The following is a 15,143-nucleotide window of genomic DNA, read 5'->3' as shown; positions in this document are numbered from 1 at the left end:
GAGAGTAAACTTTACTTCACCAGAGTGCAAATCCCAGACCTTGAGTGTAGAGTCACGCGAACCAGAAATCACGTACTTGCTATCCGGGGTGACGGCGACTGCATTCACCCAGTCACTATGACCGCTAAGGGTGCGAACTAACGCACCACCAGGAGGAGTTAAGCTAGCTGCCAAGGTACGCAAGCAAGTGGTTTTGGTTTGTGGTATTTGTTGCAGCAACCTTTGAATTTCCGGTGCATTAAAGTACAGCAAACGCCCTGACAATTGCCCTGCCAATTGCGTCTTATCCTCATTTAAAATATGTACCGACAGTCGCAACGCTCCTTGAATTAATTTCAGCGCTTTTACAGTTTGGGCATCGTATTCTAAGTGAGTTAAGAATTCTGTATCATCAATCAAATCATAATCTTCAATCAGCGCCTGCACACCAAATTTAGGATGATTAATTTTTGCTTCTATAAAGTCAAAATCAGTCAACAGACGGCATACTTTATTAAGTTGACGACCTTCTAACCACAAACGTGGTGCTTTACCCAAGAAAAGTTCTCTTTCTTCCAATGACTTTTCAGCTAACCAAGTGCGAAAATTACTCATAGCCAGGAAGTCCTTCTGTCATAATATCCGCAACTTCAGCGCTGATATCTGGTAAATTCACCCCTGCCGCCTGCACAATATCCTGACGATGCAAAAAATCAATAAAACTTTCGTGATAAAACCTGTAACGCGGTGCTTGATAATTTTCCTGCTTTTGTAAAAATTGCGCCCACCCATCAAGAACTTCCTGCACAGCCAACTCATTCTGCCTAGAGTATTTGGCAATCACTTCACGGGAAGCAGCGCTACGTAGCGCACACATGACATAGACAATCTTGATTTTATTTTTCGGTAAAGGCTTAGTAGTCATGCCCATGAGTTGCCAGTGGTTTTCATAATATCCTTGTAAACCTACAGGTAATTCATCCAAAGGTTTATTATCGTAAAAACCATTAGCGATTGCTGGCAAAACCCAGCGCAAATACATAAAATTATTTTCACTTTTTGCCGCTACTTCTTCCACAAATTCAGTCGTAGAGACATGGTTTTGCTTTTGAATCCATTGATTCAAACCCTGTTTATATTCTGCATCATTGAGCAATAGCCAAATATACTCTTTCACATCTTGGCTACTCCTTTGGGCATAGTCTCTTAGATCCAATTCCTTAGTGGAAACGCTGGGTGAAACATTCAACCTTTTCTCATTTTGGTTATAAGGTCGTCTTGTCAGCAGAAAGTAAACACCTTTTGGAAGAATAGTAGGCAAATATAAAATATTTCCAGTCGATTCTTGGTCAACTTCATCCAGTGCATCAACAACAATTAGCAAACGTTCACCAGCAGTGATTTTTTCGCTAGCTTTGGTCAGCAAAGTTGATAAATCAGCATCTCCTGCATCCTGTAACTGGTAACGACTGATCAATTGTTGGCGAATTTTTTTCAGGAACAATTCCCGGCGATTCATCCCCTCAGCACGAATATTGAAAAAGCAAATCGCTGCTGGGTTGTCTAATACGTACTTGGCGGCGATCGCACTTTTCCCCATTCCTGCATCACCCACAACAGTGAAGTAGCCCTTGGGGTTCTTGCTGAAAAACTCTTCAATAGCATCAAAGACAAATTTCCTACCAAGAAATGACTCTGTTTTGTCTTTGATTAATCGCTCAAATTCTGGCGGTATTTGCTCCGAATAGCAATCTTTTGAGTTAACAACATCAGTGGGTTTAGAATTTAAAACTCTAGTAATCAGAGCAATCAAATCCTCTCGCCTATTCCTTTTTACCCCAGCAATTTCACCCTCTATTCCAAAGTGATCGCAGAGATTTTGGATATGTTTACGAACTGTGGGGGGTGAAGCATTGATTTCCTTGGCGATTTCATCATCTGTTTTGCCTGCTTTTAGTAGTTCTAAAACCTTTCTGGGCTTTGGGGTGAGTTCGTGAATTTTTTTTGCGAATTCATTTTTATTCATACTCCAAATTACACAAAATACACTATGATTATGGTTTTCTCGTTCAGAGATAATCTCCATATGATTATGCGAGAGTTCTCTGCGGCTCTAGCGGTTAGAGCTAATAGAGCATTGCGAGTAGCATCTAAAGGTAAATAGACATATTTCAATAATTTGCATTGTCTTAGCTAAAAACACCTAGTCATCTTTATATTTACACAAAATTCACATGGCTGTCTAGACAGCCATGTGAATTTTGTGTATTCTGTGGAAAAAGATACGATTTTCACAAGGAGATGCTTAGACATCTACACTTACTTCTTTTGCGTCTAATTTTATACTATTGTCGGATGAAATTCAAGAGAAGTGAGCATGGTGAATATGGAAGACAAACCACAATCAGCAAACATCAAAACTTACAGGAGTTTTTAGCCATGTTCAATAGTTTCAAAAAACACCAAAATACCGAGCAACCAAATTCCAACCAAGCCGAAAATGAAATGGAACAAAAAATAATTGAAGAATTACTACGTCAAATACGTCTCATCTCCAACCTAAGTTCAGTCGTAATCGCAGCATCTGCAATGATGACATTATTTGGCGTGGGACTACTCTATTTAGATAAAGTACCAGAAGCCAGCCTCACCGCAGGAGTAGGAATTCTTGCCAGTATTAGCAGCGTTCAGTTTGCTAAAGATGAAAAAGAAGAACTATGGGAGATGATAGACAAATTGCGGAAATAACCCCGGAAATTGCTATTTCGCGTTTTCGGGCTTAAATAGAGATGCGATTATCCTTTGGGCGATCGCTTTGCGCGATCGCCCCTAGTATCAATATATTCAGATTCCCGACTTCTTTAAGAAGTCGGGAATCTAGTTGTTCATAATCTTGCACTTGCAACCACTACCAGTTAGGTTAAGAAAACAGACCTAACTACACATAGTTGATGCTTATAACAAGAACACCAAAAAGTCAAGACTTAGTAGCGCACAATAACATAAATTTTTATTCAAATGTTACTTGAAGTTCTTGATTCTAAATCATTATCAACTTATAACTCAATATATTAAGTTTCCAATAACACTTGTGTCAGCTTCTACATTCACACCGGAAGCCTCGACAGAATTGTGTATCCTGAAAACAGCTAGGCTAACTTTCAATGGAGGTCTAATGACTCCCAAAATTATGCGTCAGCTTTGGTCTGTGGTGGAAACCGCGCAAGCTAAGACGCTCTTGCAGCTCGATGATGCTAGCTTGGTACAGTGGTTGGTAAAACAAATCAAAACCCAAGCTTTGCTAGATTGTCATGAAACCGATTTCCTCAGTGACTACATCCAATCCCGACTGGCTCTTATCCGTGATATTGCCCAAGAACGTCAGTATTCTTAGTCACGAGAGAAGAAGTCAAGAGTCAAGAATTATTTGACTCAGGACTATGAACTAGTGAACTAAAGACTTTTTTGCGGCAAATAACCTTCTACTAAACAGTCGGAACCAACAACCCGTATCGCCACACGTTCTAAGGACAACGCCTCAGTCATGGTGGTAAAGCCCAAGTCACCGACAGGTGTGGGGGCATTACTACCACCAATGATTTTGGGAGCAATAAAGGCAAGGACTTTTTGCACTGCTCCTTGGGCGATCGCTCTCGCAGCTAAAATACCACCGCATTCCCACAATACGCTGCAAAATCCCCGCTCGTATAAGTACGCCATCACCTGATCTGGTGCGAGTGGTGTTAACTCCACCACTTCCACTCCCTGGTTCCGCAACAGTTCTTGAAAATCGGCGTTGGCTCCTTTGTCTGTCAAAACCAAAGTGGGAGCCTCTGCGGTTTGCCATAGGTGAGCCTTTTCCGGTAAGTTAAGAGTGCGGCTCATCACCACCCGTAGAGGATTATGTGCCCCTTGGCGATGGCTAGTTAAATAAGGATTATCTTGTCTAACTGTATTTCCACCAACAATGATCGCATCACAAGCTGCTCGCAGTTGATGAACTTCGCTACGGGCATCTTGATTTGTCACCCAAGTACTATGACCCGTCGTCGTTGCAATTTTACCATCCAAAGTCATGGCATATTTTAAAATGCCAAAAGGTCGATGATGCAGAATACGATGGACAAAGCCTTCATTGAGCTTCTTACAAGCTTCTTCTTCCACGCCCACCAGCACTTCTATCCCCGCAGCGCGTAGACGGGCAATACCACCGCCAGCGACAAGTGGATTGGGATCAACCATCCCCACCACCACCTTGGCAACCCCAGCAGCTACCAACGCTTCCGAACAAGGGGGAGTGCGTCCGTAGTGATTGCACGGTTCCAGGCTAACGTAAATGGTAGCTCCACGAGCGCGATTCTCCTCTGGAGAGGCTGCGCCAACGCCTGCTGCCTTCAGAGCAAAAACTTCTGCATGCGGTTCACCGACACGCGGATGAAATCCCTCCCCAACAATCTCTCCATCTTTGACAATCACCGCCCCTACCATCGGATTTGGCGAGGTGCGTCCTAAAGCACGGCGGGCGAGTTCCAAACACCGCTGCATCATAGCACGGTCAAAGTCAGTTCCTACGATTTGCTTCGGGTTTAAATCATCCTCAAATCCTGACCCCACAACAAAAGCATCTGGTTCGACCACTGGCGAATTATCCATAATTCCTAGCAACAGAGTGAATATTTTGTACGCTAGCTGCAGAAAACTGTTTCAACTGAAACCAGCTTCTGTGATGATTGCGATTTCACATAACTCTAGCTTGAATCCATCTTGCCAGAGGATACTGAAATTCCAAAAAAATTTAGGAGTGAGGGTCAACTTATGTGACTCCTCACTCCTCACTCACTCTTTTCTGGGGGTTTAAACCCAGATTATCCACACTCCGCACTTGGTTCTTGGTTAGAACATTTTGAAAGCCCTTCCGCACTCAAGAGTCAAAAGCTGCTTTACCTATAGGTCGGAATTCAAACCCAGCCAATTTTTCTCGCTGACTTTTGACTTTTGACTTTTGACTTTTGAATTTTGACTTTTGAATTTTGAATTGTTCACGACTGTTCCGCCAATTTTAGCCGCAGCCACCAACGCTTTAAAGGAAAATAAACCACTGGTGCCCACAGGCTACTGAGAATCGCAGAGGCAAGGGCGACTTTCTGGAAGTATGCCCAAATGTCTGCTGCATTGCGATCGCCCATTAAAATCAATTGCCATGCAAAAATTGTCTCTGACAACACTGCCATAGCAAACACAATTAAGGCAATAGAAATAAAGTCTTCTTGTATAAAACGCTGCTTCTGTAGCATCCCAGTCAGACCTCCTACCACCCCCAAGCTCAGAGCATGAGTTGGGTCAGGTGAAGTCATAGAATCTTGAAGCAGCCCTAATACAACACCTGCAAATGCGCCTTGAAACGCTGTGCGCCTGACACTCCAAGCAACCACCCAAATCAACAACCAGTTTGGTCCAATCCCCAATAATTCCATACCGGGGAAACGGATGAGCAGCATCAGTAAGCAGAGCAGCACTGAGCCAACTGTGATCGCCCAATCAGTCGCTAGACGTAAGCGCGGATGCCAACGAGAAAGGGGGCTGATTTGAATTCTGGACTTTCGCTTTGGCGATTTTGGTTTTTTGTGTTTATTACCCCGTGATTCCGGAATCCTCATTTTTCCTAAGAATTTTCATTAAATTTTAAAGAACTCAGGAGTCAAAACCGAGAATAAATAATAAGATTCTTTATTCTTTGAAAGCTCTAGCACATACTCTGGAGCAATTCTGAATTCTGAGTTCTGTATACTGTGTTTTTCTTATTGTGGTTTTGCCGAACCGATATTTTCTGACTGCTGGTTTTCTGGCTTGGGATACACTGTCACCCAATCCAAAGAGCGTATCGGCGGAAAAAGTTCCACCTTCGCCACAGATGCTGGAAGTTTCTTCAAATCCAACGACTTCACCCGTCCTACAGCCAATCCCGAAGGAAATTTCTGACTATAGGTAGATGTGGCAACCACGTCTCCAGGTTTCACATTTGGGACTTTTTCATAAAATTCCAGAACTGCATCAGCAGAGGAGTCTCCCCGCAAAACACCCTTTGCTCCTGTGCGACTGACTGTGACACCCACTTGACTCTTGAGGTCACTAATTAACAGTACGCGGCTGGTATTGGGACTCACACTTTCTACTAGACCGACCAATCCACCATCAGCCTTAACTACATAACCTTCTTGGATACCTGCAAGGCTGCCGCGATTAAGAGTGACTTGTTGCCACCAGTTGTCAGCACCACGTCCCGTCACTCGCGCTGGAATTGGGCGCGATGCGAGCGGTTCCTTTTCCACATAGCGTAATAACTGTTTTAACTTTTTATTTTGGCTTTCCAGTTCTGTAATCCGGGTTTGCAGTTCTAACAACCGAGCATCCCTGAAGCGTTCTTCTTGAGGTGGTGCTGTCTGCAACATCTGGATTGGACGAGTCACACCCTGGTATACCTCAAACAGAAGCGCACCTTGAGTCTGTCTAAGTACCCAAGCACTCCCAACTATTACACCTAGCAACCCTATTTGTAACCCTTTGCTCTCCCACCACCGACGTGCCGTAAACATAAGAAACCTTTTCTAGCCGTAATATTACTAAGGATATTGGATTCTATATTGAACCCAATATCTGATATTGCGCAGTTTTTGCTATAAATTGCGAGAACGTCCGCTGAAAACCCTTTCCAACTGCTTGAAATTTTCTAACACCCGACCTGTTCCCAGTACAACACAGCTTAATGGGTCAGCGGCAATGTGTGTCACAATTCCGGTTTCATGACTGATCAGGGTATCCAATCCTTTCAGCAGGGCACCTCCGCCAGCTAGCATAATTCCTCGGTCAATAATGTCTGCTGCCAATTCCGGAGGTGTGCGTTCCAAAGTCCGCTTCACCGCTTCAATAATCACCGACAGCGGTTCTGCCATACTTTCACGAATTTCTGGTCCCTTGATTGTAACTGTTCGCGGTAGACCAGAAAGCAGGTGCAAGCCTCGGACTTCCATCATGGCATCATCATCATCATGAGTGGGATATGCCGACCCAATGCGAATTTTGATGTCCTCAGCAGTACGTTCCCCGATCACTAGGTTATGAACTTTTTTCAGATACTGCATGATGGCTTCAGTCAGTTCATCTCCAGCAATGCGTACTGATTCAGAAATGACTGTCCCTTGGAGACTCAAGACAGCAACTTCTGTTGTGCCACCACCAATATCGATTATCATATTGCCTGTTGGTTCAGCGACGGGTAATCCTGCCCCAATTGCTGCAGCCACAGGCTCATCAATTAAGTAAACTTCTCTTGCACCAGCTTGAGTAGCAGCATCCATGACTGCTCTTCTTTCTACCCCTGTGACTCCACTGGGAATACCAATAACAATTCTAGGTAATACTAGGGATTTGCCCTCATTTACTCTGTGGATAAAGCTTTTGAGCATCAGCTCGGCTGTATCGAAGTCAGCGATTACACCATCGCGCAAGGGGCGCAGCGCAATCACATTCCCAGGTGTCCGCCCGAGCATTTTTTTTGCCTCTTCTCCAACTGCTAGCGCTACCTTTTCGTTTTGGTCAATCGCCACTACGGAAGGTTCTTGGAGAACAATGCCTTTACCTGATACGTAAACGAGGGTGTTAGCGGTACCGAGGTCGATACCCATATCCCGCGATAAGGAAAACTTACTAAAAAGGCCCACGCGTCTCTACGCCCCCTAATTAAATACTTTTTAACTTTTACTGTTAATGAGAATTGTGCAGGATTCTATTACTTTTGTTGACCTGAGTCTAGTAAAGTAGATTATGTTTTTATATATTCTTTTTAGAATCTTTAACCAGTCTCAAGCTTCTACTGTTTTATATTCTCCGACTGCATAAACGTATCCGTATCGTTTTGGAGTTTGCTCAGAGTAATTTATATCATTTCTCTAGGTAATGATAATTGTTTTTTATTTAACGCTCTGCTAGTCGTCTAGCAATTCGCTATTATGGTATTCACAATACAAGTACGTTTGTACTGCAAAAAAAGCACATGAGCATAAACATCGTTACCCTGATCGGTCGTGTAGGAACTGACCCGGATATGAAGTATTTCGAGTCAGGTAGCGTTAAGTGTAAATTAACATTGGCGGTCAATCGGCGCACAAGAGACAGCGAACATACTGATTGGTTCAATCTAGAATTATGGGGAAAAACAGCCCAGGTGGCTGGTGATTACGTGCGTAAAGGCAAACAAATTGCCGTCAAAGGTTCCTTAAAATTTGATACTTGGAGCGATCGCGCCACAGGAGCAAATCGTTCCACACCCGTCATCCTCGTGGATCAACTGCAATTATTGGGTTCTAAACGGGATGCGGAAGAAGCTGGAGTAGATATGAACCCTGAGAATTTTTAAGTATGGAAGAGAACTCAGAACTCAGAACACAGAACTCAGAATTGAGAATATTTAGAGAAATCAATACAGGAAGTTTCACTCGTCAAAAATTCTTCTGAGTACTGACTCCTGATTCCTGAGTTCTTTTCAATAACTAATTTGCAAAGTCACCGTAGCTTCCACCTGTTGTTCACCTCCAACTATAGGGGTGGAAGCGTCTTGGGAAGCCAGCTTAGCAGATTCGGCACGCAACAGAGGTCGTGGCGGTGGCGGAGGTGAACTGGCACCATTCACTTCAATGCCGACCACTTCCTTAGCCTGAAAACCCAAAGCACTCAAAACAGCTTGAGCTTGCTGTTGAGCATCTTGAGTGGCTTTTGTTAATGCTTGTTGTCTTGCTTTGGCGATCGCTTCATCCCTAGCCACAAAACTAATGCCGCTAATTTGAGTTGCACCAGCTTTGACGGTTTCATCTAACAGAGTTCCAGCGCGGTCAGTGGGAATGCGAAAACTCACAACATTGGAGGCACCATACCCTGTGATACGCTGCACGTTATTGGTGTAACTATAAATTGGGTTAAGAGTAATACCAGTTGTTTGTAATTTTTCCACATTACGGCTCTTTAATAAAGCTACCACAGCTTCGGACCTGCGAGCAGCCTCTTGTTGTACCTCCTGTGCTGTTTTCCCCTGAACCTCCACCCCCAAACTAACTTGAGACAGAGTTGTAGGAATTGTTTCGATTCCACGACCATTGACATTTAGAGTACGCAACATCCTCTCTTTCTGTTGTGCCAAAGTAGGCTGCGTACAAATCACACATATAAGCAAGGCTAAAGATAGAATTTTCCACCAGTTCCCAGCATTTAACTGAGAACCAGACACAGCATCTGTATTCATAAAACGTTCACTCCTCTAAAAATGATTAATTTATAGAGATTAGGTAAGTCGTGGGAAGTCAAGAGCGGTTAGCTGTCACCAACAACCCTTCGGGTGAGCCAGGAGCGCGAACTCGGGGGAACTCCCAAAGGCGCACTGGCTCACTAACCACTCATCACTAACAAATGTAGAGACGCGCCATGGCGCGTCTCTACAACTCACACTCCCTAGCTCCTCCTTAAAGACACAGTTAATAACACTGCGTCCATACAGAAGATATGTTTTTACTTTGACATGACTATAGTCAATAGTCAGAGCAGTTACATTTTTAGAAACTAAAAAATAGCTATTGGCTAACCGTTGACTGTTTACTATTGACAGTTAACCGTCAACTGTTAACCGTAAACAATTGAAGGAGAATATTTGTGGCATACTGGCTGCTAAAGACAGAACCAGAAGAGTATTCCTACTGCGATTTAGAACGAGATGGCACTACAGTTTGGGAAGGAGTTAGCAATTCATTAGCTCTCAAGCATCTGCGGACGATGGAAATTGGTGATTTGGCGCTTATTTATCACACAGGCAAAGAGCGGCGAGTGATAGGTGTAGCCCAGATCGTCAGTCAACCTTACCCCGACCCAAAATTGGATGATGCCAAACGGGTGGTTGTCCAGGTGCGAGCTGTACGAAGAGTACAAGAGCCAATAACCCTGACCCAAATTAAGCAGGACGGAAATTTTGAAGGTTTTGACTTACTACGCCTTGCGAGACTATCCATAGTGCCAGTATCAGAGTCTCATTGGCAGCGCCTTCTGCAATTAACAAACGGCATGAATTAATTTATCAATGTTTTCTGTAGCGCGCCTATGATAGTTGCTTTCAACAAACCTGTAAATTCAAAGGGAAGGGTTTACCAAAATAACCGATGCACTTAGATACAATAACCTTCTCATTACCTTTGTTGGCAACCGCAACAGAAACAGCAGATAGTTCACTGGTACTGGCAGCAGTGCTACTCAGTATAGTGGTCATTTACCTCGCTAGCAAAGTCGGTGGGGAATTATTAAGCCGCTTTGGTTTACCGCCAGTCTTGGGGGAATTAGTCGGTGGTGTAGTGGTAGGCATCTCTGTCCTACATCTGTTGGTGTTTCCAGAAGGCGGGGCAGATAGTTCTAGCTCTCTGATCATGACCTTCCTTCAAACCACTGCTGGTCTCACTCCAGACGCCGCTGATGCTGTTTTTACAGCGCAGTCTGAGGTGATTTCCGTTTTGTCAGAACTGGGAGTCATCATTCTGCTATTTGAAATTGGTTTGGAATCAAACATCAAAGACTTGATAGCTGTTGGTACCCAAGCAGCAGTGGTAGCAGTGGTGGGGGTGGTAGTACCCTTTACTGCTGGTACGGTAGGGTTGATGACTTTGTTTGGTATTCCAGCGATACCAGCGATTTTTGCAGGTGCAGCTTTGACTGCCACAAGTATTGGTATCACTTCCAAGGTTCTGTCAGAACTCGGGCGTCTCAATTCAAAAGAAGGGCAAATTATTCTGGGCGCTGCTGTTATTGACGATGTACTGGGAATTATCGTTTTGGCGGTGGTAGCAAGTCTTGCAAAAGATGGCGCAGTGGACGTAGGTAAAGTCATTTATTTGATCATTAGCGCCAGTAGTTTCCTGTTGGGGGCAATTGTCCTTGGAAATATCTTCAGTAAGACCTTTGTAGCAATTGCAAGCAAGCTAAAAACTCGTGGTGGATTAGTGATACCAGCGTTCATCTTTGCCTTTGTGATGGCATACTTTGCTGCTGCCATCCAATTAGAGGCAATCTTAGGTTCTTTTGCCGCTGGTTTAGTCTTAGACGAAACAGATGAGCGTGTAGAACTGCAAAAGCAGGTTATCCCTATTGCTGATATGCTGGTGCCGATTTTCTTTGTGACTGTTGGCGCAAAAACTGATTTGGGAGTTTTAAACCCAGCAATTCCTAGCAACCGGGAAGGTTTGGTGATGGCGATTTTCCTGATCGTTGTCGCTATCCTCGGTAAACTCGTCACGGGCTTGAGTGTGTTTGGTCAACCTCAAATCAACCGCTTAGCAATTGGTGTGGGAATGATTCCCAGAGGCGAGGTAGGATTGGTGTTCCTTGGCATCGGCTCCTCGATTGGCATTCTCTCAAAACCTTTGGAGGCGGCAATTATTATGATGGTCATCCTGACAACCTTTCTAGCGCCTCCCCTTTTGCGGTTTGTATTTCCAGAACCAGAAACGGCTGCTACAGCAACAGAGCAACTGATTTTAGATGATTCTTCCGGAAAATCTTTGGTCATGGAATCACCTGATTCCCAGGACACTAAATAAAAGTTTAGTGGTGTGCCACTAGCTTTGTTTGAGGGGTCTGTAGTAAACGCTTAAGCGCTGTATTAAAGCAGGCAAGTGTGTTTAGTACGTACCAGGCAAAGTTGCTGTGACAGAGTACTAGAGTACAGACGCAATATTTACAGCGTCTGTACTTAGACCTGTAGGTTGTTCTGATCAATTGTCAATATGAATAGTTTGTAACTTTTCCATTACCAATGGAAACTTTTATCCCTAAATCTTCGTCCCCTAAAATTAAAAATTTCAGGAGTTTTTTTTAAACACAACCAACATTGGGAATGTTATTTTTGTTTTATCTTCCTCCTCGCTCACCCATCCAACCTTGGATATTTGTCTAGCAATTAAACAGGTGCACTCATAAGTTAATACCACATCAGGAAACAGTAGCAGCATTATCAATTGGTGCATTAACTACCAAAAATCACACAACACCAAAAATCCCTTTGTGAAGGATGAAGTGTGTAGACGCCACGGGCACTTTCCAAAAGGGATAAATTTCTGCACAGAAGCGTCCTCCGGAGGGCGGCTTGGTGCAAGGGTAATATGAAGTATGAACTGAAGACAAAAAAGTGAAGTATGAAGTATGAAGTTAAGTACAAAGTATTTCTTCCTTCATGCTTCTCTTCTAGACTTGATTCATGCATTGACTAAAATTAACTAATGCTTTGAGATTTTAAATTTTAGATTGAGGAATACTCGTGAAAATCCGAAAAAATCGGCAACTAATGAGTCAATATACAATCTACAATCTAAGATCTAAGTTCTAAAAATCTAAAATGCCATAACGGCATGGAAGACTATTAGCAACGTGCTAGAATTTGACGCCACGAAGTCATTTAAGTTCCTGATAAGGATTAATACAGAACAACATCTACTCTTAATGGTAAAACCTTAATAAGTATTAGGTAAATGGTACGCTTTCCTATCGCCCAAGTCGGATTGTATCCAAAAAATAACCACTATAACAGTGTCTTTATTAGAGCAGAAAATGATGCTTGTGGCACCAAAGCTAAAGTGTGGGCGGTGATAGTGTGAGGATTTACCGAAACTTTGAAAAAACAAAGAACTCAGAACTCAACCCAATACCAGCTGCAGTAAACAGTACACAGTGATTTGATAACTGATAACTGATAACTGATAACTGAATTCTCTCGTTCTGGGTTCCGTGTTTTGGGTGCTTCTCAAATCATGACGGCTCTGATAAATACGAATCAGGAGAAAACACTGTGAAAACCCACTGGTTACTACCTGGTACTTTTGTAACGACTAGTTTCTTGATGGTATCGTCGCCTGCTCAAGCAGCGAAACTGCAATCCTGGCGTTTTGATGCCAATCAAAACCGATTGGAAATCAACACTCAAGGTTCGGTTCAACCCCAGGCGCAACTCGTCTTCAACCCCACGCGATTGGTTATTGATCTGCCAGGAACTGATTTTGGACGTCCGCAGTTGACGCAGTCAGTAGGCGGTGCAATTCGCTCTGTTCGTGTTGGTCAGTTTGACCCACAAACAACTCGTATAGTCGTCGAACTGAGTCCAGGTTATACCCTCGACCCGAAGCAGGTGAAGTTTGAAGGGAAAACTGGCAGTCGCTGGATGGTACAATTACCAACGCCACAAACTGAGGGAGTCGCCTCCTCGTCTCCATCCCCAGGAACAACAACTTCAGCAACACAAGCTGAGGAAGTCCCCTTAAGGTCCGCATCTGCAGCAACAAAAAATGAAGTTGTCATCTCGTCCCCAAGAAATGCTTACAGCGTAGTGACAATAGACTCTGAAACTGAGAAAAAACCTGAGTTTTCTAAAGCTGTTGTCATCGCAGAAAGAACGATTCAAGTTGAGAGCGTACAAGTCACAGGGGACGGTTTTTTTGTCCGCACCAATGGTGGGAATCCTCAGACTCAGATCATTCGCAGCCGCGATCGCAAGACCATCTTCATTGACATTCCTGGTGCCACTTTGTCACCCAATTTTGGCGATCGCGATCGCTCGATAAATAAGCATGGTGTCAACCGTGTTGAATTTAATCAACTGCAAAAGACACCACCTGCTGTCCGGATGACACTGCGGGTAGACAAAGATACCCCCGACTGGCGCATCAGCACAAGCAGTTCTCGTAGTTCTAGTGGTTTGGTTGTTCTACCGAATCGTTATGCAAGTAACTTGCCCAAAAATGATTATTCTGACACCTCATCAGACAATGTTGCCAACGCTGCTGTAGAAGTACCAACAAGCGACTCAGTCTCCACAATTGGGTCTGTAGAGCTAGCTGCTGGTGGTACGCAACTGCTCATTAGAGGAGACCAACGTCTATCACCTGCAAAGACTGCTTGGGATAAATCATCTGGTCTATACCGCATCACTATTCCCAATGCTAAGTTGGCTAGTGCTGTCAAAGGTCCAAATTTTGATGCTAGTAGCCCTGTGCTGCGCGTACGTCTACAACAACAAGACTCCCGTACTGTTGTTGTCTATGTCCAACCAGCGGCAAACGTACGAATCGGGCAAACTAACCAATTGAGCGGTCAGGTTTTGTCTTTAGGATTAGAACGTACCCGTTCAATCACACCGCCAATTGCTTTACCCGCCATACCACGACCAAATCCGCAACCTTTGCCATCAGCAACGACAGCCAGCAAGCCGCCAGCCCGTAATCCGCGTGTTAAGGGAAAAGTCGTTATCGTCGTTGATCCAGGACATGGTGGTAAAGACTCTGGAGCACTCGGTATTGGGGGAATTCGAGAGAAAGATATTATTTTGCCTATTGGCAAAAGGGTAGCAGAGATTTTACAGCAAAATGGGCTGCAAGCAGTGCTAACTCGGGATTCTGACTATTTCGTGACCCTTCAAGGACGGGTTGACATAGCAGAGCGAACCAATGCTGATGTGTTTGTCAGTGTCCACGCTAACTCAGCAGGTGATGATCGTCCGGAGGTGAGTGGTTTAGAAACCTATTATTATGACAGCGGTCTGGGTCTCGCTCGTATCGTTCATAACAGCATTCTCCGGAGTGTCAATGTGAGAGATCGTGGCGTGCGTAAAGCCAGATTCTACGTCCTTAGAAAAAATTCTATGCCCGCAATTTTGGTGGAGACAGGCTATTTAACTGGTCGAGAGGACGCCAGTAAACTGCCAAACAAACTGTATCAAAATCAAATGGCAGAGGCGATCGCCCGTGGTGTCATCCAGTACTTAAAGCAAAAATAAAACAATTCAGATGCCATCATAAGCAGACACGCGTCAGCAATTGCACTTTTTTCGTCAAGGTTCTTAACAATCCAAAAGTTCAAAGTTAAAAGTTACTTTTGACTCTTGACCCCTTCGGGGTTCGCCCAACGGGAGAGCCAGTTCCCGCTTGTTGGGAGACCCGCCTATGGCACTTCGTGCCATAGGCGCGAACAGGACTGGTCTCACCAGTCGCCTGCTGTCGGGAAACCCTCCAAAGGGCGCTGGCTCACTTTTGAGTTTTGACCGGAAAACGAGACGCAAGCCCCTGGCTTTAGACATGGGGATAAGTCGCCAG

Annotated in this window: 13 protein-coding genes and 1 pseudogene; 7 read left to right on the top strand and 7 right to left on the bottom strand. The window is 44.1% G+C overall.

From position 1 onward, the window contains the following. Both AACT52_RS05885 and AACT52_RS05880 read right to left on the bottom strand, forming a co-directional pair. Positions 1 to 594: pseudogene (locus AACT52_RS05885) on the bottom strand (hypothetical protein); the annotation flags it as partial. Beyond that, positions 587 to 2,005 (bottom strand): LuxR C-terminal-related transcriptional regulator, encoded by a 1,419-nt coding sequence (locus tag AACT52_RS05880; RefSeq protein WP_073636336.1) that lies wholly within the window; start codon positions 2,003 to 2,005, stop codon positions 587 to 589. The pseudogene AACT52_RS05885 and the gene AACT52_RS05880, both read right to left, overlap by 8 nt. Positions 2,006 to 2,334: 329 nt before the next feature. On the opposite strand from AACT52_RS05880, the gene AACT52_RS05875 reads away from it, so the two are divergent. Together AACT52_RS05875 and AACT52_RS05870 are read left to right on the top strand one after the other, a co-directional pair. Further along, positions 2,335 to 2,727 carry a TRADD-N-associated membrane domain-containing protein gene (locus tag AACT52_RS05875; RefSeq protein ID WP_233154233.1) on the top strand — a complete coding sequence of 131 codons (393 nt, stop codon included), beginning with the start codon at positions 2,335 to 2,337 and terminating at the stop codon, positions 2,725 to 2,727. A gap of 427 nt (positions 2,728 to 3,154) precedes the next feature. Further along, the gene (locus tag AACT52_RS05870) at positions 3,155 to 3,373 is read left to right on the top strand and encodes a hypothetical protein (protein WP_073636335.1); all 219 of its coding nucleotides are present in this window, start codon (positions 3,155 to 3,157) and stop codon (positions 3,371 to 3,373) included. 59 nt (positions 3,374 to 3,432) lie between these two features. On the opposite strand, the gene ribD is transcribed toward AACT52_RS05870, so the two are convergent. From ribD to AACT52_RS05850, 4 genes are all read right to left on the bottom strand, one after another. Beyond that, a complete protein-coding gene (gene ribD / locus AACT52_RS05865; protein WP_096549542.1) occupies positions 3,433 to 4,527 on the bottom strand; it encodes a bifunctional diaminohydroxyphosphoribosylaminopyrimidine deaminase/5-amino-6-(5-phosphoribosylamino)uracil reductase RibD in 1,095 nt (364 codons plus the stop codon). 491 nt (positions 4,528 to 5,018) lie between these two features. Beyond that, positions 5,019 to 5,636 (bottom strand): rod shape-determining protein MreD, encoded by a 618-nt coding sequence (gene mreD / locus AACT52_RS05860; RefSeq protein ID WP_073636333.1) that lies wholly within the window; start codon positions 5,634 to 5,636, stop codon positions 5,019 to 5,021. Positions 5,637 to 5,777: 141 nt separating this feature from the next. Beyond that, positions 5,778 to 6,572 (bottom strand): rod shape-determining protein MreC, encoded by a 795-nt coding sequence (mreC, locus tag AACT52_RS05855; protein WP_073636332.1) that lies wholly within the window; start codon positions 6,570 to 6,572, stop codon positions 5,778 to 5,780. Between the two features lie 81 nt (positions 6,573 to 6,653). After that, positions 6,654 to 7,661 (bottom strand): rod shape-determining protein, encoded by a 1,008-nt coding sequence (locus AACT52_RS05850; protein WP_073636331.1) that lies wholly within the window; start codon positions 7,659 to 7,661, stop codon positions 6,654 to 6,656. A gap of 368 nt (positions 7,662 to 8,029) precedes the next feature. On the opposite strand from AACT52_RS05850, the gene AACT52_RS05845 reads away from it, so the two are divergent. Next, positions 8,030 to 8,392, top strand: a complete 363-nt coding sequence (locus AACT52_RS05845) for a single-stranded DNA-binding protein (protein ID WP_073636330.1) — start codon at positions 8,030 to 8,032, stop codon at positions 8,390 to 8,392. A gap of 126 nt (positions 8,393 to 8,518) precedes the next feature. On the opposite strand, the gene AACT52_RS05840 is transcribed toward AACT52_RS05845, so the two are convergent. Beyond that, on the bottom strand, positions 8,519 to 9,271 hold the full coding sequence (locus AACT52_RS05840; protein ID WP_073636329.1) for an SIMPL domain-containing protein: 753 nt from the start codon (positions 9,269 to 9,271) through the stop codon (positions 8,519 to 8,521). 404 nt (positions 9,272 to 9,675) lie between these two features. On the opposite strand from AACT52_RS05840, the gene AACT52_RS05835 reads away from it, so the two are divergent. The 4 genes from AACT52_RS05835 (at position 9,676) to AACT52_RS05820 (ending at position 14,827) form a co-directional block, all read left to right on the top strand. Then, the gene (locus AACT52_RS05835) at positions 9,676 to 10,089 is read left to right on the top strand and encodes an EVE domain-containing protein (protein ID WP_073636328.1); all 414 of its coding nucleotides are present in this window, start codon (positions 9,676 to 9,678) and stop codon (positions 10,087 to 10,089) included. An 86-nt stretch (positions 10,090 to 10,175) separates the two neighbouring features. Further along, positions 10,176 to 11,603 (top strand): cation:proton antiporter, encoded by a 1,428-nt coding sequence (locus tag AACT52_RS05830; protein ID WP_073636327.1) that lies wholly within the window; start codon positions 10,176 to 10,178, stop codon positions 11,601 to 11,603. A gap of 927 nt (positions 11,604 to 12,530) precedes the next feature. Then, on the top strand, positions 12,531 to 12,656 hold the full coding sequence (locus tag AACT52_RS05825) for a hypothetical protein (RefSeq protein WP_272937151.1): 126 nt from the start codon (positions 12,531 to 12,533) through the stop codon (positions 12,654 to 12,656). Between the two features lie 191 nt (positions 12,657 to 12,847). Further along, a complete protein-coding gene (locus tag AACT52_RS05820; protein ID WP_073636326.1) occupies positions 12,848 to 14,827 on the top strand; it encodes an N-acetylmuramoyl-L-alanine amidase in 1,980 nt (659 codons plus the stop codon). Positions 14,828 to 15,143 lie beyond the last annotated feature (316 nt).

Origin of the sequence: Scytonema sp. HK-05 (genome assembly GCF_963872035.1) — a bacterium.
Taxonomy (GTDB): domain Bacteria; phylum Cyanobacteriota; class Cyanobacteriia; order Cyanobacteriales; family Nostocaceae; genus Kalymmatonema.
Note: the sequence above shows the minus strand (reverse complement) of the source record. Positions and strands in the feature narration are given on the sequence as shown.

Excerpts from the sequence above, each read along its gene's own strand:
- ribD (WP_096549542.1), bottom strand. The coding sequence starts at position 4,527 with ATGATGCAGCGGTGTTTGGAACTCGCCCGCCGTGCTTTAGGACGCACC.
- AACT52_RS05830 (WP_073636327.1), top strand. The coding sequence starts at position 10,176 with ATGCACTTAGATACAATAACCTTCTCATTACCTTTGTTGGCAACCGCA.
- AACT52_RS05825 (WP_272937151.1), top strand. The coding sequence starts at position 12,531 with ATGGTACGCTTTCCTATCGCCCAAGTCGGATTGTATCCAAAAAATAAC.
- AACT52_RS05845 (WP_073636330.1), top strand. The coding sequence starts at position 8,030 with ATGAGCATAAACATCGTTACCCTGATCGGTCGTGTAGGAACTGACCCG.
- mreC (WP_073636332.1), bottom strand. The coding sequence starts at position 6,572 with ATGTTTACGGCACGTCGGTGGTGGGAGAGCAAAGGGTTACAAATAGGG.
- AACT52_RS05840 (WP_073636329.1), bottom strand. The coding sequence starts at position 9,271 with ATGAATACAGATGCTGTGTCTGGTTCTCAGTTAAATGCTGGGAACTGG.
- AACT52_RS05880 (WP_073636336.1), bottom strand. The coding sequence starts at position 2,005 with ATGAATAAAAATGAATTCGCAAAAAAAATTCACGAACTCACCCCAAAG.
- AACT52_RS05875 (WP_233154233.1), top strand. The coding sequence starts at position 2,335 with ATGAAATTCAAGAGAAGTGAGCATGGTGAATATGGAAGACAAACCACA.
- mreD (WP_073636333.1), bottom strand. The coding sequence starts at position 5,636 with ATGAGGATTCCGGAATCACGGGGTAATAAACACAAAAAACCAAAATCG.
- AACT52_RS05870 (WP_073636335.1), top strand. The coding sequence starts at position 3,155 with ATGACTCCCAAAATTATGCGTCAGCTTTGGTCTGTGGTGGAAACCGCG.
- AACT52_RS05850 (WP_073636331.1), bottom strand. The coding sequence starts at position 7,661 with ATGGGTATCGACCTCGGTACCGCTAACACCCTCGTTTACGTATCAGGT.